The sequence below is a fragment of the Cupriavidus sp. AU9028 genome (assembly GCF_019795295.1).
Lineage (GTDB): Bacteria > Pseudomonadota > Gammaproteobacteria > Burkholderiales > Burkholderiaceae > Cupriavidus.
This window is the reverse complement of sequence record NZ_JAIMCG010000026.1, coordinates 1-20,414: the sequence shown is the minus strand read 5'-3', so window position 1 is coordinate 20,414 and position 20,414 is coordinate 1. Positions and strand designations below refer to the sequence as shown.

The 20,414-nt window shown below is 68.5% G+C and carries 14 protein-coding genes and 1 pseudogene; 8 read left to right on the top strand and 7 right to left on the bottom strand.

Annotation, left to right across the window (positions count from 1 at the left end):
- Position 1 precedes the first annotated feature (1 nt).
- Positions 2–1,090 (bottom strand): iron-sulfur cluster carrier protein ApbC, encoded by a 1,089-nt coding sequence (gene apbC, locus K6V06_RS20025; protein ID WP_222245892.1) that lies wholly within the window; start codon positions 1,088–1,090, stop codon positions 2–4.
- Between the two features lie 440 nt (positions 1,091–1,530).
- On the opposite strand from apbC, the gene K6V06_RS20020 reads away from it, so the two are divergent.
- The gene (locus tag K6V06_RS20020; protein ID WP_222245891.1) at positions 1,531–2,163 is read left to right on the top strand and encodes an OmpA family protein; all 633 of its coding nucleotides are present in this window, start codon (positions 1,531–1,533) and stop codon (positions 2,161–2,163) included.
- Positions 2,164–2,433: 270 nt separating this feature from the next.
- Positions 2,434–4,497 carry a methionine--tRNA ligase gene (gene metG / locus K6V06_RS20015; RefSeq protein ID WP_222245890.1) on the top strand — a complete coding sequence of 688 codons (2,064 nt, stop codon included), beginning with the start codon at positions 2,434–2,436 and terminating at the stop codon, positions 4,495–4,497.
- A 33-nt stretch (positions 4,498–4,530) separates the two neighbouring features.
- Here the strand turns inward: metG and bamE are convergent, their stop codons facing one another.
- The 3 genes from bamE to K6V06_RS20000 form a co-directional block, all read right to left on the bottom strand.
- Entirely contained in the window at positions 4,531–5,079 is a 549-nt protein-coding gene (bamE, locus tag K6V06_RS20010; RefSeq protein ID WP_222245911.1) for an outer membrane protein assembly factor BamE, read from the bottom strand.
- A gap of 52 nt (positions 5,080–5,131) precedes the next feature.
- A complete protein-coding gene (locus tag K6V06_RS20005; protein WP_222245889.1) occupies positions 5,132–9,352 on the bottom strand; it encodes a translocation/assembly module TamB domain-containing protein in 4,221 nt (1,406 codons plus the stop codon).
- Between the two features lie 73 nt (positions 9,353–9,425).
- Positions 9,426–11,297 carry an autotransporter assembly complex family protein gene (locus K6V06_RS20000; protein ID WP_222245888.1) on the bottom strand — a complete coding sequence of 624 codons (1,872 nt, stop codon included), beginning with the start codon at positions 11,295–11,297 and terminating at the stop codon, positions 9,426–9,428.
- A 150-nt stretch (positions 11,298–11,447) separates the two neighbouring features.
- Here K6V06_RS20000 and K6V06_RS19995 point away from each other — a divergent pair, with 150 nt between their 5' ends.
- The 3 genes from K6V06_RS19995 to panC all read left to right on the top strand — a co-directional run bounded on the left by K6V06_RS19995 (position 11,448) and on the right by panC (position 13,595).
- Positions 11,448–11,636, top strand: a complete 189-nt coding sequence (locus K6V06_RS19995; RefSeq protein WP_222245887.1) for a DUF3460 family protein — start codon at positions 11,448–11,450, stop codon at positions 11,634–11,636.
- A 58-nt stretch (positions 11,637–11,694) separates the two neighbouring features.
- A complete protein-coding gene (locus K6V06_RS19990) occupies positions 11,695–12,573 on the top strand; it encodes a ScpA family protein (protein WP_222245886.1) in 879 nt (292 codons plus the stop codon).
- A 173-nt stretch (positions 12,574–12,746) separates the two neighbouring features.
- The gene (gene panC / locus K6V06_RS19985; protein WP_222245885.1) at positions 12,747–13,595 is read left to right on the top strand and encodes a pantoate--beta-alanine ligase; all 849 of its coding nucleotides are present in this window, start codon (positions 12,747–12,749) and stop codon (positions 13,593–13,595) included.
- A 25-nt stretch (positions 13,596–13,620) separates the two neighbouring features.
- On the opposite strand, the gene K6V06_RS19980 is transcribed toward panC, so the two are convergent.
- Positions 13,621–14,796 (bottom strand): PepSY domain-containing protein, encoded by a 1,176-nt coding sequence (locus K6V06_RS19980; RefSeq protein ID WP_222245884.1) that lies wholly within the window; start codon positions 14,794–14,796, stop codon positions 13,621–13,623.
- A gap of 381 nt (positions 14,797–15,177) precedes the next feature.
- Between K6V06_RS19980 and K6V06_RS19975 the strand changes: the two genes are divergently transcribed.
- Positions 15,178–15,615, top strand: coding sequence for a universal stress protein (locus K6V06_RS19975; protein WP_222245883.1), 438 nt, complete (start codon positions 15,178–15,180; stop codon positions 15,613–15,615).
- A gap of 10 nt (positions 15,616–15,625) precedes the next feature.
- Here the strand turns inward: K6V06_RS19975 and K6V06_RS19970 are convergent, their stop codons facing one another.
- Both K6V06_RS19970 and K6V06_RS19965 read right to left on the bottom strand, forming a co-directional pair.
- Positions 15,626–16,624: a serine/threonine protein kinase gene (locus tag K6V06_RS19970; protein WP_255581992.1), complete on the bottom strand. Its 999-nt coding sequence runs from the start codon at positions 16,622–16,624 to the stop codon at positions 15,626–15,628.
- A 210-nt stretch (positions 16,625–16,834) separates the two neighbouring features.
- A complete protein-coding gene (locus K6V06_RS19965; protein ID WP_222245881.1) occupies positions 16,835–18,436 on the bottom strand; it encodes a DEAD/DEAH box helicase in 1,602 nt (533 codons plus the stop codon).
- Between the two features lie 432 nt (positions 18,437–18,868).
- On the opposite strand from K6V06_RS19965, the gene miaB reads away from it, so the two are divergent.
- On the top strand, positions 18,869–20,185 hold the full coding sequence (gene miaB / locus K6V06_RS19960; protein WP_255581991.1) for a tRNA (N6-isopentenyl adenosine(37)-C2)-methylthiotransferase MiaB: 1,317 nt from the start codon (positions 18,869–18,871) through the stop codon (positions 20,183–20,185).
- Positions 20,186–20,310: 125 nt separating this feature from the next.
- Positions 20,311–20,414 (top strand): annotated as a pseudogene (locus K6V06_RS20900) (MBL fold metallo-hydrolase); the annotation flags it as partial.

Sequence of the window (20,414 nt, the reverse complement as noted above, 5' to 3'; positions counted from 1 at the left end):
GTCAGGTGTTCTGCACGACGATGCTGGGGAACTTGCTGCTCATGTCGCGGGCCCGGTCGGCCACCTTGACCGCGACCTTGCGCGCGATGCCGCGATACAGCTCGGCCACCGGGCTGTCGGGCTCGGCCACCACGGTCGGACGGCCCGAGTCGGCCTGTTGCCGGATCGACAGGTTCAGCGGCAGGCTGCCCAGCAGATCGACGCCGTACTGCTCGGACATCCGCTCGCCGCCGCCCTCGCCGAAGATATGCTCGACATGGCCGCAGTTCGGGCAGCAGTAGACCGCCATGTTCTCGACGATGCCGAGGATCGGAATGCCGACCTTCTCGAACATCTTCAGTCCCTTCTTCGCGTCCAGCAAGGCGATGTCCTGCGGCGTGGTAACGATCACCGCGCCGGTGACCGGCACCTTTTGCGACAGCGTCAGCTGGATGTCGCCGGTGCCCGGAGGCATGTCGACGATCAGGTAGTCGAGCTCGCGCCAGTTGGTCTGGCGCAACAGCTGTTCCAGCGCCGAGGTCACCATCGGCCCGCGCCAGACCATCGGGTTGTCCTGCTCGATCAGGAAACCGATCGAATTCGCCTGCAGGCCGTGGCCCTCCAACGGCTCCATGGTCTGGCCGTCGGCCGACTCGGGCCGGCCGTCGATGCCCAGCATGGTGGGAAGGCTCGGACCGTAGATGTCGGCGTCCAGCATGCCGACGCGCGCGCCCTCTGCGGCCAGCGCCAGCGCCAGGTTCACCGCCGTGGTCGATTTGCCGACGCCGCCCTTGCCCGAGGCGACGGCGATCACGTTCTTGACGCCGGGCAGCAGCTTGACGCCGCGCTGCACCGCATGCGCGACGATGTTCATCGTCACCGCTACGCTGACGTTGCTCACGCCGGGCAGTTCGCGCAGCGCGGCGATCACCAGCTTGCGGATGATGTCGAGCTGGCTCTTGCCGGGATATCCCAGCTCCACGTCGAGCGAGACGTCGCCGCCGTCGACACGGATGTTGCGCGCCGAGCGCGTCGTCACCAGGTCCTTGCCCGTGTTCGGATCGATCACGGTGCGCAGCGCCTGCGTAACCTGTTCAACGGTAAGGCTCAAGACAATCTCCGCTACTGAAAATTTGGGAAGCCGCGTACTGTATCAAAGTGTGACCATTCCCGCCGGGAAGGTTCGCCGCTGTGGCTGAACTGCCAATACCCCTCATTTTGCAAGGGGATTACAGCCGCTTACAAATGTCACAGGCCGCCGCTTGTGCACGAGGGGGGCTATGCCTATTGTAGTGCCCCTGCGGCCAGCCCCGCCCAAGACCGCCAGGCCGGCGGTTCATCTGCCCAGCCGCCGTGCTTGTGTCAGAAGACGCCGACTTGCGCTTTTGTGACGGTGCTGGCGCAATAAGGCATTCCGCAAGGAAGAGTTACCAGCCGGTTCACGGCGCCAACGTTAGTTACAAGTCACAATTCAACACGACTGGCCACCGCGCGGCGCGTTGCCAATCAGCGCCGGCGACCAAACATCAAAAGTCGTCAGAAGGAGAAAGCATGAAAGTCAAGCTCGTCAGCCTCTCGATCGTCGCCGCCCTGGCGGCCGGCTGCGCCACTGAGCAAGGTACGCATACCGCAGTGGGCACCGGCGTCGGCGCCGCCGTCGGGGCCGGCCTTGGCAACCTGATCGGTGGCAACAGCACCGGCACGGCCGTGGGCGCCGCCGTCGGCGCGGCCGCGGGCGGTACGGTCGGGTACAACTGGAACGCCATCCGCGGCAAGCTGAACCGGGACACCGCCGGGACCGGCACCCAGATTACCGAGCAGCCGGACGGCTCGCTGAAGGTGAACATCCCCAGCCAGGTTACCTTCGACACCGACAGCGCCACCATCAAGCCGAGCTTCCGCTCCGTGCTGGACCAGGTCGCGCAGACGCTGAACCAGCACCAGGACGTGTCGGCCACGGTGATCGGCCATACCGACAGCACCGGCAACGCGCCCTACAACATGCGGCTGTCGCAGCGCCGCGCCCAGAGCGTGTCCACCTATCTGGGTGAACGCGGCGTCGCTTCGAACCGGCTGGCATCCGAGGGACGGGGCCAAACCCAGCCCATTGCGGACAACAAGACCGAAGCCGGCCGCGCGCAAAATCGCCGCGTCGAAATTTTTTTGAAACCAATCGGCGGCTGACCCTGTCATAGAGACAGGTACCGCTTGCTGCCGTTGCTGGCTCGCGATTGGTGGCTGACCTCCCGGGCGGTACCTGATTTCTCCTCCTTTTCCGTTGTGGAAAGCTGCGCCGGCTCTGACCGGCGCTTTTTTTTGGCCGCGACGCCCATTGCGGCCACGGCCGGGCAATCGCGACGAAAGCCATCGCCCATCGCTTGCTAGAATGGCGGTTTCCCCCGCGCCCCGCGCGCCAGGGCACACGACACCAACCGCATTCCCGACCGCCATTCCATGACAGCACGTCGAATCCTCGTCACTTCCGCCCTTCCCTACGCCAATGGCCAGATTCACATCGGCCATCTGGTCGAGTACATCCAGACCGATATCTGGGTGCGCTTCCAGCGCATGATGGGCAACGAGGTCTATTACGTCGGCGCCGACGATACCCACGGCACCCCGGTCATGCTGCGCGCGGAGAAGGAAGGCATCACGCCCAAGCAGCTGATCGACCGCGTCTGGGCCGAGCACAAGCGCGATTTCGACAGCTTCCTGGTGTCGTTCGACAACTATCACAGCACCGATGCGGACGAGAACCGCCAGCTGTGCGAGTCGTTCTACCTGGCACTCAAGGAACAGGACCTGATCGCCGAGCGCGATGTCGAGCAGTTCTTCGATCCCGTCAAGTCGATGTTCCTGCCCGACCGCTTCATCAAGGGCGAGTGTCCCAAGTGCGGCGCGAAGGACCAGTACGGCGACTCCTGCGAAGTCTGCGGCACCACCTACAGCCCGACCGAGCTGAAGAACCCGTACTCGGTGGTGTCGGGTGCGACGCCGGTGCGCAAGACCTCGACGCACTACTTCTTCAAGCTGTCCGATCCGCGCTGCGAGCGCTTCCTGCGCGAGTGGGTGGCGGGTCTGGCGCAGCCCGAGGCGGCCAACAAGATGCAGGAGTGGCTGGGCAGCGATGGCGAGGCGTCGACGCTGTCGGACTGGGACATCTCGCGCGATGCGCCCTACTTCGGCTTCGAGATCCCCGGTGCGCCGGGCAAGTTCTTCTATGTCTGGCTGGACGCGCCGATCGGCTACTACGCGAGCCTGATGAACCTGTGCCAGCGCAAGGGCATGGATTTCGCCAGCTGGGTCAGCCCGGACTCCGATGCCGAGCAGTATCACTTCATCGGCAAGGACATCCTGTACTTCCACACGCTGTTCTGGCCGGCGATGCTCAAGTTCTCCGGCCACCGCACGCCGACCAACGTGTTTGCGCACGGCTTCCTGACCGTGGACGGCGCCAAGATGAGCAAGTCGCGCGGCACCTTCATCACCGCGCAGAGCTATATCGACACCGGCATGAATCCGGAGTGGCTGCGCTATTACTTCGCCGCCAAGCTCAACGCGAGCATGGAAGACCTGGACCTGAACCTGGACGACTTCATCTCGCGGGTCAACAGCGACCTGGTCGGCAAGTACGTCAATATCGCCAGCCGCGCCGCCGGCTTCCTCGTCAAGCGCTTCGACGGCAAGGTGGACGACACCGCGCTGGGACATCCGCTGCTGGCACAGCTGCGCGATGCCGCGCCGCAGGTCGCCCAGCTCTACGAAGCGCGCGAATACAGCAAGGCGCTGCGCCTGGTGATGGAGCTGACCGATGCGGTCAACGCCTATGTCGACACCGAGAAGCCCTGGGAACTGGCGCGCGACGAGAACCAGCGCGCGGCACTGCACGCGGCGTGCTCGATCTCGCTGGAAGCGTTCCGCATCCTGACGGTCTACCTGAAACCGGTGGTGCCGAACGTGGCCGCGGCAGTGGAGCGCTTCCTGAATATCGCGCCGCTGGACTGGGCCTCGGTGACCCGGCCGCTGCGCAGCGAGCTGCCGATCCAGCCGTACCAGCATCTGATGACCCGCGTCGATGCCAAGCAGATCGAGGCGCTGCTCGCCGCCAACCGCGACTCGCTGCAGGCCACGGCGCCGCAGGCGCAGGCCAGCGGCGCGGCGATCGAGCCCGTGGCGGACACCATCACCATCGACGACTTCGCCAAGGTCGACCTGCGCGTGGCGCGCATCGTCGCGTGCAGCAAGGTCGAGGGCTCGAACAAGCTGCTGCAACTGACGCTGGACCTGGGCGAAGGCAAGACCCGCAACGTGTTCTCGGGCATCCAGTCGGCCTACCAGCCCGAGCAGCTGGTCGGCAAGCTGACCGTGGTGGTGGCCAACCTGGCGCCACGCAAGATGAAGTTCGGCCTGTCCGAAGGGATGGTGCTGGCGGCCTCGGCGGCGGACGAAAAGGCCACGCCGGGCCTGTTCATCCTCGAACCGCACGAAGGCGCCGTGCCGGGCATGCGTATCCGCTAGGCCCGAGGGCGGGAGCGGGACGCCCGGTCCCGCTCAGCCTCCCTTCGTGGTCGATGGATCGTCGCTGCGCGAGGTGTGCGTGACGCGGGCATCGGCGCCGAAGTGCACATTGAACATGGCCTGCTGCTGGCTGCTCTCCCACCAGCGGTAGCTCCATACCGTCTCGCGCTTGCGGGCGTACGCTTCCACGGTGGTCGGCCGCCCCAGCAGCCGGCGCACGCCGTCCTCGCTCATCCCCGCCCGCACCCGGGCAAAATTCTCCGCGGTCAGCACCTGCTCGATCCTGGCCACGCGGCCGTCCGTGCCGATGGTGACCTGCCACGTGGTGGCGCCCTCCGGTCCGCGCGGGTACTCCAGCGTGCGCGCCCCGCTCTCGTCTTCCCAGACGAGGTCGGGCCGCCCGGCGGTGCGCCTGACATCCTCCTCGGTGGAGACGCCGGTCTCGATGCCGCGAAACAGCGTCCTGTCCGGCTGTACCGAATGCCAGAACGCTCGCGCGCCTTCCTGCGCGCGGTTCACGGCCTCGTCCACCTTGCGCTGGTCGCAACCGAACAGCGCCAGCACCGACGCGATCAGGCCCATCGCTGCCAACCCGCGGCGGGGACCGCCGCGGTGGCGCTGCGCGTTGGCGCTGTCATCGACGGACAGGCTCCACCGCTGGCGTAGCGTCCCCGGACCCCTCGCCGCCATCGGCACGTTCTGCTGGTCCGGCCCCTTGCGGCCGGTCGGCGTCACTCTCATTGACTCTCCTGTCGGCATCCCGGCGCGCCGGTCCGCCTGAGAACAGGGCGCTCCAGCTGCTGAAGCGCCGGTTGAACAGCAAGGAGGCACCGTTGATCGAGCCGCCTCGCGCCAGCAACGACCAGCGGCGCGAGAAGGCCCAGGTCAGCTTGACGACGTTGCCGGCCGAGGTCAGGCCCTGCTCGTAGCCCACGGTGATCTTCTCGGTCACCGCCTTGCCCACGCTGACCACCTGCGTGTCGGTCAGCCCCGCCGTGCTCGGTCCGATCGAGAACTCGTCGAAGCCGAAGCGCTGCGCCACGCCCTTGCCGGCGCGCGAGCCCAGCATGCCGAGCGCGGCGCCGCCCAGCGCCTGGCCGCTCAACGCCTGCTGCTGCGCGGTGCCGGCATTCTCCGCGCCGTAGCCGAACATCAGCCAGGACAGCTTGTCCTCGTCCGGCACATTGGGCTCGGAGACCAGCCGCACACGCGGGAAGCGCACCGTGCCGGTGACCTCGACGCCGGCCTCCACTTCCTGGTTCAGCCGCATCGCGCGGATATTGAGGTTGGGATTGTTCACCGGGCCATTGAAGTTGACCACGCCGCGCACGATCTGCAGGCGCCGGCCGAAGGCTTCGTAGGTACCGTTGACCACGTTGACCGTACCGGTCACCCGCAGCGGCGTCAACGGCTCGCTGTCGACATTCAGGCGTCCGGCCAGCAACAGATCGGCGCCGGCGCCCCGGAAACGGAAATTGCTGCCCAGATCCAGCGCGAGGTCGATCACCGGCGCGAAGCCCGGCGTCGGCCTGGACTCGGGCACCACCGGCGTCGACTCGGTGCGCAGCTGGCGGCGGCGCCGATCGTCATTGCGGATCACCACCACGTCGTCGCCCAGCACCGGCGCGCTGGCCTTGGGCAGGTCGAACAGGCCGCGATCGACACGGAACTGGCCGCGGATGGCCAGCTGGCGCGCTTCGCTGGCCATGGTGGCCTGGCCGGACAGCACCAGCGTCCGTTCCGGACTGGCGAACAGCTGCAGCCGGTCGGCGACGATCCGCGCCGACAACGTCGGATCGGCTTCGCCCAGCCGCACATTGCCGCTGGCGGTCAGCGTGCCGTCGCCGCCATGGAACACCACCTGCCGCAGCTCGATCACGTTGCGGTCCAGGGCGATGCGTATCGTGCCGTTCTGCAGCCGGATGCCCTGGTCGTACAGCGTGACACCCAGGTCATCGCCGCTGACGGCGCCGGTCAGCAGCGGTGCGCCGACCGTGCCGGCCAGATCGAGCGTGGCAGCCAGTCTTCCTTCCAGCCCGTATTGCGGGCCGGTCAGCGTCTCCACCGCCGCCAGCTTCGGCACGTCCAGCACCACGCGACCGCCGATGGCGGAGGCTGGCGTCACCGACTGCACGCCCTGCGTCGGCGTCAACCCGGCAAAGGTATCGACGCGCACCGAGCCGATCCGCGACGACTCCACGTTGCCACGCAGCTGGATGCGTCCGCCCGCGATGTCGGCGCGCAACACGGTCTGGCCCAGGCCGAGGGTGGTGAAGCCGCGGCCGGCATTGACCGACAGGTCGCCGCCGCGGCGGCGCAGTTCGGCAAACCCCGACGCGGTTTCGGCCAGATTCAGGTTCCAGTTGCCGTCCAGCACCAGGTCCGAGCGCACCGGCGGCGCGTCTCCGGTGACGGTTTCCATGATTTGCAGCAGATGCGCCACGCGCAGGCCGTCGATGGCGCCGTTCGAGCGGATCCGGCCGCGGTTCCAGTCGAGCGCACCGATGGTGATGGTGCCGGGCCCGAACGTCAGCCGGGTCGCCCCCAGCACCAGCTGCTGCGCCGCCGCGGTGACGGTGACCGGCTGGGCCAGGCGCAGGTCGAAGGTGCCGGTTTCCTGCAGCGTGCGCAGGGTGCCGCTCCAGCGCTCGCCCTGCCAGCTCCCCTGGCCGGCCACGGCAAGTTGCAGCGGATTGCCGCGCATGCGGCCTTCGCCGCTGGCCTCGAAGGTGTGATTGGCCTGGGTGCCGTCGAGCCGGGCGCTCAGGGTGCGCATGCCCATCTGCGGCCCGCGATACCCGCTGGCATCGAGACGGAAACGCAGCGGGCCGTCCAGCCCGCCGCGCAGCTCGGCGCTGCCGTTGGCCGACGCCAGCCGGTGCTCGCCGAACGCCAGCGCACTGGCCGAATAAGTGGCGGTCACTTCGGGCCGCTCGATCGTGCCCGCGACGTCGCCGTCCAGCTTGAGCGCGCCGCTCACGCCGAAGCGCAGGCGGTCCAGCTGCGGCGCGTCCACCGCCACCCGCAGCCGGTCTCCGGGCGCGCCGAAGCTGCCGCGAACGTCGGCGCGGTTGCCCGCCATCGACAGCGTCGCCTCGCTTGGCAGCAGCCGCTTGCCCGCGACGCGCACCTTGCCGCCCCCGGTCATCGGCAGCCCGGCATACTCGCTGTCGCCGATGCTGAAATCCAGCGCGGCGCGGATGACCTCCGCCAGCGTGCCATTGGCGTCGAAGCTGGCGTTGATGCGGCCGCGCGCGACATCCGCCAGCCGCGACGGGTCCAGATTGGCGATGCGGCCCTTGAAGGCGAAGGGCTGCTGCTCCTTCAGACCCAGCCGCCCTTCCGCCTGCACGCTGCCGTCGGCCAGGCCAACCCGCAGCGCCGCCAGCGTGACCGCCTCGGCGTCGATGCGGGCGTCGGCAAACAGCTTCAACGGTCCGCCGCCGATGTCCAGCGCCACGCTCTGGCGTCCCGGTTCGAGCCGGACGATGACCGGACCGGACAGGCGCATCGGCCGCAGCGCGCCGTGCAGCGCATGCGGATCCACCCGGCGCACATCGAGGTCGAAGCCGCCATGACCGTCGCGCAACGAACCCGAGCCGGCAATCTCCCCGTCTCCGCTCAGGCCGATGCGCAGCTCGCGCACATGCTGGGCCGAGGCGTTCAGTTCGACGCTCGCCTCGATGGTGGTCACCGGCAGCCGGCCGGTGTCGATCGCGCCCGCTTCGCTATTGGTGATGCTGATCGGGCCGGCCACCGTCAGGGGCGCCGCCGCCGGAGGTGCAGCACCGCCCGGTGCCGCACCGCCCGGTGGCGCGCTGGCCGCCGGGACGCTCGCGGCAGGCGCGCTGGCCGCGGGAGCGCTTGCCGGAGCGGGAGCGGGAGCGGGAGCGGCAGCCGGCCTGACCGGCCGCAGGTCGGCCTGCACGCTCAGATTGGCCTGGGGCGCGGACGGACTGAACAGGCGCGGATCGATGCGGTCGCCGCGCAGCACCAGGCGGGTGAACGGCACCGTGCCGAACGGCGTCACGTCGGCCTCGCCGCGCGCGCGGATGCGCTCGCCGGTGGCTTCGAGATCGGCCCGCAGCGACTCCAGATTGCCCGCCGCGCGCGCGCTCAGGCTGAAGCTCTCCTTCTGCCAGCTGCCCTCCAGCAGCGCCTCGGCATTGAGCGGAAACGGCGCCGCCCCGCCGAGCTGCGCGTTGGCCGAGAGCTTGCCGTAGGGGGTGCCGACATTGGCCAGACTCAGCCGATGCCGCTCGCCGTCCGAATGCAGCGACGCGGCCAGGTCGGTAATCTCCACCATCGGGTCCGTCGCCGGCGTGGCAAGCAGGCCGCGGCGCAAGGTCAGCCGCTGCAGTGTCAGCGAGTCGACGTCCACCGTCAGCGGCAGCTCGAGCGACTGCGGCATGGTGGCCGGCTTGTCGTCCGGCTCGTCGACGGCCGGGGGCAGGTTGACCTGCACCTCGCCGATGCGCAGCCAGGCCACATGCAGGCGAGCGCCGCCCGGGCCGAGCCGCCATGCCAGCGCCCAGTTGCCGTCGATACTCGTCACGTCGATACGGGTGTCGCCGCGCACGAAGGCAACATCGCGCAGGCGCACCCCATTGGCGAACGTGCCCCCCTCGAACTGCCCGGTCAGCGCGCCGCCGGTGAGCCGGCCCGCCAGGCCCCACAGTTCGCGCGAGCCGGTCTCGGTGCGCAGGGCGACCAGCAGGCCGGCCACCGCCAGCACGATCAGCGCCACCAGCACCAGCAGGAACCACAGCAGCGCCCGCACCCAGCGCGGGCGCTTGCGGGGCGCGCGGGGCTCGCTGCCCTGGGCCGGCACGGCCGGCATGTCGGTGCCGTTCATGCCTGCCTCCGCGCGCTGCCGGAATGGTGGAGGCCGGCCTTGTCCGGCGCCGGGGATCGATCGCTGCCCCGCATCAGAACGCCACCCCCAGGGAAATATGCGGCCGGAACTGCTGCTGCTGGATGCCGTAGCCGATGTCCAGCTGGACCGGGCCGACCGGACTCCTCCAGCGTGCGCCGACGCCGATGCCGTGGTAGATCCGCACGCCATCGAGGTCGTCGGTCGCGGTGCCCGCATCCCAGAACACCGCCGCGCCCCAGTCTGGCTTGAACCAGTATTGGTATTCCAGGCTGCCGGTCACCAGATACTTGGCGGGCAACACGCTGTTGCCCTGGCGCGTGCCGATCGACTGATAGTCGTAGCCGCGCACGGAATCCGTGCCGCCGGCACGAAAGCGCAGCGACGCGGGAATGCCGCTTGCGCCCCCGCTGGTCAGGTTGGCGCCCACTTCCAGCCGTGCCAGCACCAGGTCGCGCGAGCGCACCGGGATGTACTGCCGGATCCGGCCGTAGAAACGCGCAAAGCTCTGGTCGGTCAGGATGCCCTCCACCGCCGCGCCGACCTGCGTGTTGATGACATTGCCGCGGCGCGGGAAGATCTCGTTGTCGACGTTGCGGCGGGTCCAGGCGTATTGCGGCACCAGCGCGCGGCTCAGCTGCCGTGGCTGCCCATAGGGTTCGAGGCTGTCGTAGAAGAAGTCGAGCGACAGCGTGGTGTCGATCCGATCCAGCGAACGGGAGCGCCGCAGGCCGCCGCGCCAGCTGGTGGTGTCGGTGTTTTCCAGGTCGCGGGTATGGTCGTAGCTGCCATACACGCTGTTGCGGTAGGTCCGGCTGTCCGGCGGCATCGCCAGCTCCAGGAAACCGTATTGGCGCTTCTGCTCGATCCGCGCCTGGGAGTCGAGCACCCAGGCCCGGTTGAACATGTTGTAGTACGAATAGCGGCCTTCGACCTGCGCCCCGGTGTCGGTGTTGTAACCGACCCCGGAGGTGATCCGGTGCGGCGGATACTCCCGCACGCGCACCACCACCGGCGCGGTCACGGTGTCATCCTGGCCGTCGTCGTCGGGCGCCGCCTCGCCCAGGTCGACCTGCACGTTGGAGTAGTAGGGCTGGTTCTGCACCGCCCGCTGCAGGTCCAGCAGCCGCTCCACATGGTAGGGCTCGCCCACGCCGAGCCGATTGACGTTGCGCACGATCCGCTCGGGATAGCGGCGCGCGCCCTCGACCACCAGCGGCCCCATCCGGTAGGCCGGCCCGCTGTCGTAGCGGGCGGTCAGGTCGGCGGCCTGTTCGTCGGCGAGGATGCGCGCCTGCGATTCTTCCAGCTTGGCGCCGTAGTAGGTATCGCTCTGCAGCGATACCAGCGCGTCCTCCTTGGCCTTGTCCCAGTCGCCCTGGCGGAAGGCATGACCGGCCGGCAGTCCCCAGTTCTTCACCAGGTCGGCGACCTGCCGCGGGGACCGGGTGGCGGCGGGACCGTCCACACTGACGTTGACATCGCGGATCAGGGTGCGCGCGCCCGGATCGACGCTGATGTGCACCACGCGCTTGTCGCCGCTGCCCTCCACGCGGGCCGTGGTCTGCGGATCGAACCAGCCTTCGGTGGCGGCGAACTGGCGTACCTGGTCACCGACGGTTTCCACCATGTAGGCGAACTGGTCGTCGGTCAGATCGGTGCGCTCCCGGTAGCGGACCAGGTCCAGGTGCTCCTGCAGGATGTCCTTGAGCGGGTCGGGAGCTTCGACTTCGACGCGATAGGCGGCCAGCGCCGGGGAAACGGCCAGCAGCGTGCCGGCGACGGTGGCCAGCAGGACAACCAGGGACGGCAGGACCCGCGAAGCAGGGATGCGCCGCGTGGGGCGGCACAGCGTCACGGCGTCCGGCGCCTTGCCGGCCTTGCCGCGGGCGAGGCGGATTCGCATGATGCCCAGGTGCAATATCATTCGTCGTCGCGGTCCGACAAAGTCGTTATTTGACCACAGTCCAGGCCCCATGCCGAAAAACTGGCGGTCGTGCGGCAGCACCGGAGGCTGCCGCCAGGCGCCAATACGGTAAAATCCTGACGTTTGCACAACCCGCATTGCTCTCGAACCATGGCTCTCTACGAATCGGACATCACCCAGTTCCTCAAGTCGCTGAAGCAGCAGCGCCCCTCGATCGAAGCCGAGCAGCGTCAGGGCCGCGCCATCCTGTGGGACAAGGCCCCGATCGACCTGGAAGAGCGCCAGCGCGCGGAAGCCTCGCGCGTGCCGCAGAAACCTTACGTCTACTCGCTGGACTGATCCCGGTAACGGCGTCGGCGCTGGCGGTGCCCCCGCCACGCCGCGACTTCCCGCCCAGATGAATTCCAGCGAACAGGACAAGCTCGCCCTGGCAATCGAATTGCCCAGCGCGGCGGCAGAGGCTGCCACCCCCGACACGGTGGATGGCATGGCCTTCGCGCGTCTGTACGGGGAGCCGCTGTTCAAGCTGCCGCAGGATCTCTATATCCCGCCCGACGCCCTGGAGATCTTTCTCGAGGCGTTCGAAGGCCCGCTGGATCTGCTGCTGTACCTGATCCGCAAGCAGAATTTCAACGTGCTCGACATTCCGATGTCGCAGGTCACCAACCAGTACCTGGCGTATGTCGAGCAGATCCGCAAGAGCAACCTGGAGCTGGCCGCCGAGTACCTGCTGATGGCCGCGATGCTGATCGAGATCAAGTCGCGGATGCTGCTGCCGGTCAAGAAGGCCGACAGCGACGAGGACGCGGAAGATCCGCGCGCCGAACTGGTGCGGCGTCTGCTGGAGTACGAGCAGATGAAGCTGGCGGCGCAGCGGCTGGACGAGGTGCCGCAGCTCGGACGGGACTTCCTGCGCTCGCAGGTCTATATCGAGCAGAGCGCCGCGCCACGCTTTCCCGACGTGGACACCGGCGACCTGCAGGCCGCCTGGGCGGACGTACTGCGCCGCGCCAAGCTGAACCAGCACCACAAGATCTCGCGCGAAGAACTGTCGGTGCGCGAGCATATGAGCCAGATCCTGCGCCGGCTGCAGCATGCGCGCTTCATGGAGTTCACCGAGCTGTTCGAGGACGCCATCCGCTCGGGCAAGGGCGTGCCGGTGGTGGTCGTCAACTTCATCGCGATGCTCGAGCTGTCGCGCGAAGCGCTGCTCGAAATCACGCAGGCCGAACCGTACGCGCCGATCTACGTGCGCCTGGCCTATACGCCGGCCTGACGCCACCGCGGCCCGTTCCCGGCAATGGGAGCGCAATGTCCTGCGCCGGCGGACGCGGCGCCGCACATGATCTACAATCCGCCGACAGCCGGCACCAGACCGGTGCCCCGCCGTTGGGCTGCGCCTCTTGCGGTCCATCGCGTCCTTCCCATCACGACAGCACCACCGAATTCATGAAAGTCATCTCCTCGATCCATGAGCTGCGCGATCAGTTGCGCGGGCAGAACCGCGTCGCGTTCGTGCCGACCATGGGCAATCTGCACGAAGGGCATCTGTCGCTGATGCGGCTGGCGCGCCAGCATGGCGATCCGGTGGTGGCATCGATCTTCGTCAACCGGCTGCAGTTCGGCCCGAACGAAGACTTCGACAAGTATCCGCGCACGCTGCAGGACGACGTCGAGAAGCTGCAGAAGGAAGGCGTCTACGTGCTGTTCGCGCCGACCGAGCGCGACATGTACCCCGAGCCGCAGGAATACCGCGTCGATCCGCCGCACGATCTGGGCGACATCCTGGAAGGCGAATTCCGCCCGGGCTTCTTCAACGGCGTCTGCACTGTGGTGATGAAGCTGTTCTCGTGCATCCAGCCGCGCGTGGCGGTCTTCGGCAAGAAGGACTACCAGCAGCTGATGATCGTGCGCCGGATGGCCAACCAGTTCGCGCTGCCCATCGATATCGTGCCGGCCGAGACCGTACGGGCCGACGACGGCCTGGCCTTGTCATCGCGCAACCGCTACCTGTCCGAGACCGAGCGCGCCGAGGCGCCGCAACTGTACCGCACGCTGAACCAGGTGCGAGACGAAGTGCTCGCCCAGGCGGGCGCACAGCACGCGATTGCCGCCGTCGAGGCGCGGGCGGTGGAAACGCTGGCCGCGCGCGGCTGGAAGCCGGACTATGTGTCGATCCGCAAGCGCAGCAACCTGCAGGCGCCCGGCGCGGACGATCTGGCCGCCGGCGAGCCGCTGGTGGTGCTCGCCGCCGCGCGGCTGGGGGCGACCCGATTGATCGACAACCTGGAAATCTGACGGGCGAGGCCGCCGGACGGCAGCGTCAGGCGCGCTGCCGCGCGCGGGCGAGCCGCCGGCGGTTCCACCAGACCAGCGCGCCGGTCACCGCAAACAGCAGCGGCACGGCGCCCAGGCAGCTGACCGCCGCCCGTCCCGGCATGCCGAAGGCCTCCCCGGTATGCAGCGGATACATCCAGTACAGCAGCCGGTCGCCCTCGGGCGCGTTCAGCGGATCGCGCACCGCCAGCAATTCCCCCGAAAAGGCATCGAGCCAGACCCGGGTCGCGCCCTCACCCTGGCGGACCTCGTCGGGCTGGCGCAAGCGGATCTCGTAGGCCGGCGCGGACCGCTTGGGGAATGCCACGCGCGTGACCGCCCCGTCCGGAAACAGCGCCTGCGCGCGCTGCATCGCCTGCTCCGGCTCGATCGGCGTACCCGCACCCGGCGCGGGAGCCTTCGGCGGCGCGACTGGCGGCGCCACCTCCATTACGCCGCCCACCAGCGGCGTCACCCACCTGGGCAGGTTCAGATACCAGCCGGTAAACGCGATCAGCAGCAGGACCGGCGCGGCCACGATGCCGGCGCGGCGGTGCAGCCGCTCCGGCCGCACTGGCGCGGCAGTGTCCGGCGCCCGCGGTAGCCACCACAGCACTACGCCGGCCAGCACGCCAACCAGCAGCAGCAGGCTGGCGACACCGAGCAGCACCCTCCCGGCCTCGCCCGCCAGCAGGTAATGATGGAGATGGAATAGCGTGGGCATCAGCAACGGGCGCGACAGCCCGGCCTGGCCCCAGATCCGCTCGCCCTTTACCGCCAGCGTGACCGGGTCGATCATCACCTGGCGCGCCCGGGTCCCCTCGAACGACATGGCCTTGCCCTTGCCCTTCATCAGCACCGGCGTTGGATGGCTGTCGGCGCGCAGCGCATACCAGGCAACGAAGACGTCTTGGCCGGACAGCGGCAGCATCAGCAGCTTCGGGCGGCCGTAGCGCGGATCGCCCTCCAGCACCCGCGTGACGGCCTGCACGTGCATCGGCGACACCGGCACGTCGATGGGCGCGGAGGCGAGCAGCAAGTCGGGATTGAGCGCGACGTCGATCTCTTCGCGCCAGACCAGCGCGGCGCCGGTCAGCCCCAGCAGCACAAATAGCAGACCGAAGCCGAGCCCGATGTACAGGTGCAGCCTGGCAAGCAGAACGCGCAGATATCCGGTGACCATGAAAGCAGGGAAGCGGAGCGGCTCCGGCCGCCATCCGCGGGATCAGAAAACGGCCGCGAAAGCGGGCAGACGCGCGATTTTATCAGCGGGGCATGACGCGACATGGCGGTAAACCCCGGCACGGCGGCGGCAGGGGGAACTTGAGACCAGTTCCGCACTCGGATGGTGGCAAGGGATGCGGGTTGCGCACCGGTGGCAGCAGGCGGACCAGCCTTCCCTGCCGCACGCATGGCTGGCGTTACGGCATGACCCCTGGATCACTTCAATAGTTTTTGATCTGGATCGTGTCGCACCGGCCGCTGCGCTGCCACACTGTTTCAAGCAGCCTGCCCGCGACGCGCGAGCCGGCGTGCCCCCTCGAAACCAGACAGGAGAATCGCCATGTCCCAGATCGTGCTCGCCACCGACGGCTCCCCCTTCAGCGACGCCGCTGCCCGCTTCATCGCCAACGGCGGTCTGCTGCAACGCGACTTTACCGTCCATGTCGTCCATGTCGCGCCGGAGGTCAATGGCGGGGTGCGCGCCTTCGTCAGCAAGGAATCGATCGACGGCTGGCACCGCGAGGAGAGCGAGAAGGCCATGCAGTCGGTCTGCCAGATTCTGGAAGCCGCCAACGTGCCCGTGCAGAAGCACGCGCTCAGCGGCTTCCCGCCGGACAAGATCGTGGGCCTGGCCAAGTCCGTCGGCGCCGACGCCATCGTGATCGGCACCCACGGTCGCGGCTCCTTCTTCGACGCCGTGCTCGGCTCGGTGGCAGGCCGCGTGGTAGCCCACGCCGCCTGCCCGGTGCTGCTGGTCAAGGCACCCGAAACGAAGTAAGCCTGCGCGCTCAGCCGCCCCACAGGGGCGGTTCGTCCATCAGCGCGATCTGCTCGCGCAACTCGAGGATGCGGTCCTGCCAATAGCGGCCCGTGCCAAACCACGGGAACGCGGCTGGGAAGGCCGGATCGCGCCAGCGTGCCGCCAGCCAGGCGCTGTAATGCAGCAGCCGCAGCGTGCGCAGTGCTTCCAGCAGATGCAGCTCGCGCATCGGGAAGCTGGCGAAGTCCTCGTAGCCGGCCAGGATGTCGGCAAGCTGGTCCTGCATCGCCGCGCGGTCGCCTTCCAGCAGCATCCACAGGTCCTGCATCGCCGGACCCATGCGGCTGTCGTCGAAATCGACGAAATGCGGCCCCGCGGCATCGCCGCGGGCGTCCTCGGGGTCGATCCACAGCACGTTGCCGCGGTGGCAGTCGCCGTGCAGCCGGATCATCGACACGTCCCCCGCGCGCTCGTAGCAGCGCCGCACGCCGTCCAGCGCGAGGTCCACCGCCGCGCGCCACGGCGCCACCAGCTCGGCCGGCACGCAGTCGTGGGCCAGCAGCCAGTCGCGCGGCGCCGTGCCGAACGACTGCAGATCGAGTGCAGGCCGATGCCGGTAGGGCTGCGCCGCTCCCACGGCATGAATGCGGCCGATAAAGCGGCCAAGCCAGGTCAGCGTGTCGCGCCGGCCCAGTTCCGGGGAGCGCCCGCCCTGGCGCGGGAAGATGGCATAGCGAAAGCCGGCGTGCGACAGCAGCGTCCGACCCTGCGCGTCGCGCCAGGCGGGCACCGCCGGGATCTCGGCGTCGGCGAGCTGCTGCACGAACTGGTGCTCTTCGAGAATCGCCTCGTCGGACCATCGCCCCGGCCGGTAGAACTTGACCACCACCGGAGCGGCGCCTTCCACGCCGATCTGCCAGACACGGTTTTCATAGCTGTTCAGCGCCAGCAGGCGGCCGTCCGGCACCAGCCCCGCGTCTTCGACCGCATGCAGGATCGTATCGGGCGTGAGCCCCTCGAAAGGCAGGTCGCTCCCGGCCTCCGAGGGTCCGGATGCACCCGATACCTCGGATACATCGGATGCATCGGCTTGCGCTGGGGTCGCTTTCGCGCTGTCGGAGTGATTCACGCTGCCTCCCGGCCTTGGAACTGCGGTGTGGTGCGGTACTGGCGGGCCGGCGACCGGATCCACGCGATCCTCGCGCCGGATCCCGTTGCCGACCGACCCTGCGGCCGATTATGAGCGCGGGCCGCTGCGTTGACCACCCAGCAGTGCCGCCTGCGGCTGCGCCGGACGCCGTCCGCTGCGCGGCGCGGCGGCGTCCCGGGGGGCGTCGCCATTGCTTCTGCCGCCCGCGCGTGCGCCATTGCCTGCCTCGCCACGGCCGCCCGGCTGTCCGGCCGGCTCGCCACGCCGGGGCTGGCCCTGGCCCTGAGCGTTACCGTTACCGTTACCGTTACCGTTACCGGGACGCGGCCGGCGGCCTTGCCCGGCGCCAGCGCCCTGCCCTTCGGCCTGGGCGCGGTCACGGCCGCCTTCGCGCCGTCCAGCACCTTCGCGCCGTTCCGCACCGTCGCGCCGTTCGGCACCGTCACGCCGGCCTTCAGCGTTGCGGCCAGGCTGGCCGCCGCGTCCCTGCCCGCCCTGGCCGCCGCGTGCCTGCCGTCCCTTCTGGATCGGCTCGGGCGCGATGGTCGGGTCGACCTCGAAGCCGGGCAGCACCACCTGGTCGATCTTGCGCTTGATCAGCCGCTCGATATCGCGCAGCAGGCCGTGCTCGTCCACGCAAACCAGCGACACCGCCTCGCCCTCGGCGCCGGCGCGGCCAGTGCGGCCGATGCGGTGCACATAGTCTTCCGGCACATTGGGCAGGTCGAAGTTGACCACATGCGGCAGCTGGTCGATGTCGATGCCGCGCGCCGCGATGTCGGTCGCGATCAGCAGCCGCAGCGTGCCGGCCTTGAATTCGGTAAGCGCGCGGGTACGGGCCGACTGGCTCTTGTTGCCGTGGATCGCCAGCGCCGACAGGCCCTCGCGGGTCAACTGCTCGGCCAGCCGGTTGGCGCCGTGCTTGGTGCGGGTGAAGACCAGCACCTGATGCCAGTCGTGCGTACGCACCAGATGCGCCAGCAGTTCGCGCTTGCGTTCGCGGTCGACCGGATAGACGCGCTGGGCGACGGTTTCGGCGGTGGTGTTGCGGCGGGCAACCTCGATCGATGCGGGGTTGTCCAGCAGACGGTCGGCCAGCGCGCGGATGTCGTCCGAGAAGGTGGCCGAGAACAGCAGGTTCTGCCGCTTGGGCGGCAGCACGTTCAGGATCTTGCGGATGTCGTGGATGAACCCCATGTCGAGCATGCGGTCGGCTTCATCCAGCACCAGCATCTCGACATGCGACAGGTCGATCGTGCGCTGGCCCACATGGTCCAGCAGACGACCCGGCGTGGCCACGACGATATCGACGCCACGGCGCAATTGTTCGATCTGCGGATTGATGCCCACGCCGCCGAACATCACCATCGACCGCAGGCGCAGATACTTGCCGTAGTTGCGCACGCTTTCCTCGACCTGCGCCGCCAGTTCGCGCGTCGGCGTCAGTACCAGCGCACGGATGCGCGGGCGCTCGCCGCGCGCCGCGGGCGCGGCGTCGGAGAGCAACTGCAGCATCGGGAGCGTGAAGCCGGCGGTCTTGCCGGTGCCGGTCTGCGCGCCGGCGAGAAGGTCACCACCTTTGAGAATGGCCGGGATGGCCTGCGCCTGGATCGGAGTGGGCGTGGTGTAGCCCTGCTCGGCCACTGCGCGCACGAGCTTGTCTGACAAGCCAAGATCTGAGAAAGACATGAAATATGCTTAGGCCGCCCCTGCGCAGCATGCTGCCAGGCGCGTGGACGACGTGGATGTTCAATGAACGGCACATGCCGGAGTGCACTATCGTGCTGGCGTCGATGCCGCGAAAGCGTGGTGCTTGCCCGCTTCCTTGGGAAAAGCCCTCTAGTGTAACAGCGTGATGGATTTTTCGCGCCCGGGCAGCGCGGCCCGGGGCGCAGGCTGAGGGTAGAATACCGGGCTTCGCGTGGCGCGCTTGTCGTTGCAACCCGCCCGCGCAGATCATGCTATCGCCCTGAAGCACCCGATGCCCCCAGGTCAACCACTGAGATCGGCACCATGAATTCGACCCCGCACGACGCGCCGCCTGCCGGCGCTGCCACCCCTGCACCCGCCAGCGCTGCCGGCGCGCCGAAGAAGGTTTTCGTCAAGACCTACGGCTGCCAGATGAACGAGTACGACTCCGACAAGATGGTCGACGTGCTCCACGCCAGCCAGGGACTGGAGAAGACCGACAACCCCGAGGACGCGGACGTGATCCTGTTCAACACCTGTTCGGTGCGCGAGAAGGCGCAGGAGAAGGTGTTTTCGGAACTGGGCCGGATGAAGGCGCTGAAGGCGGTCAAACCCGATCTGGTGATTGGCGTCGGTGGATGCGTGGCCAGCCAGGAAGGCGCCGCGATCGTCTCGCGCGCGCCGTATGTCGACGTGGTGTTCGGCCCGCAGACGCTGCATCGGCTGCCCGACATGATCGCGCGGCGCCAGCACACCGGCCAGTCGCAGGTCGACATCTCGTTCCCGGAGATCGAGAAGTTCGACCATCTGCCGCCCGCCCGCGTCGAAGGCCCGAGCGCGTTCGTCTCGATCATGGAAGGCTGCTCGAAGTACTGCAGCTACTGCGTGGTGCCCTACACCCGGGGCGAGGAAGTGTCGCGCCCGTTCGACGACGTGCTGGCCGAGATCGCCGGCCTGGCCGACCAGGGCGTGCGCGAGGTGACGCTGCTGGGCCAGAACGTCAATGCCTACCGCGGCGCCATGGGGGACACCAGCGAGATCGCCGACTTCGCGCTGCTGATCGAATACGTGGCAGAGATCCCGGGCATCGAGCGCATCCGCTACACCACCAGCCATCCGAAGGAATTCACCTCGCGCCTGATCGACACCTATGCGCGCGTGCCCAAGCTGGTCAACCACCTGCACCTGCCGGTGCAGCACGCCTCGGACCGCATCCTGATGGCGATGAAGCGCGGCTACAGCGTGCTCGAATACAAGAGCATCATCCGCAAGCTGCGCGCGATCCGGCCGGACATGTCCATGTCGTCGGATTTCATCATCGGCTTTCCCGGCGAGACCGACGCGGACTTCGACAAGCTGATGGCGATGGTCGAGGAGATCGGCTACGACACCTCCTTCTCGTTCATCTTCAGCCCGCGCCCGGGCACGCCGGCGGCGAACCTGCACGACGACACGCCGCGCGAGGTCAAGCTGGCGCGCCTGCAGCGGCTGCAGGCCACCATCGAGGAGAACGTGCAGCGCATCAGCCAGAACATGGTGGGCACGGTGCAGCGGATCCTGGTCGAGGGGCCGGCGCGCAAGGACCCGACCGAGCTGCACGGCCGTACCGAGAACAACCGGGTGGTCAATTTCGCGCTGCCCGGCGCGTCCGAGGCAAGCCGCCAGCGGCTCGTTGGCCAGATGGTGGATGTCGTGATCACCCAGGCCTTCCCCCACTCGCTGCGCGGCGACATCGCACTGCGGCAATGATGCCGGCCGGCACGCTCGCCTGATCCGGTGCCCCTGCACCGCTTTCCGGCACGGATCGTGCAAGTCACCTGGCAGTCGCGGGGGGGGGGGGGGGGGGGGGGGGGCCCCCCCCCCCCCCCCCCCCCCCCCCCCGGCCGGTGGTGGCGCTGATCTACACGCACAGCCATGTGGACCACTTCGGCGGGGCGCGCGGGGTGGTCAGCGAGGCGGCGGTGCGGGCGGGGAAGGT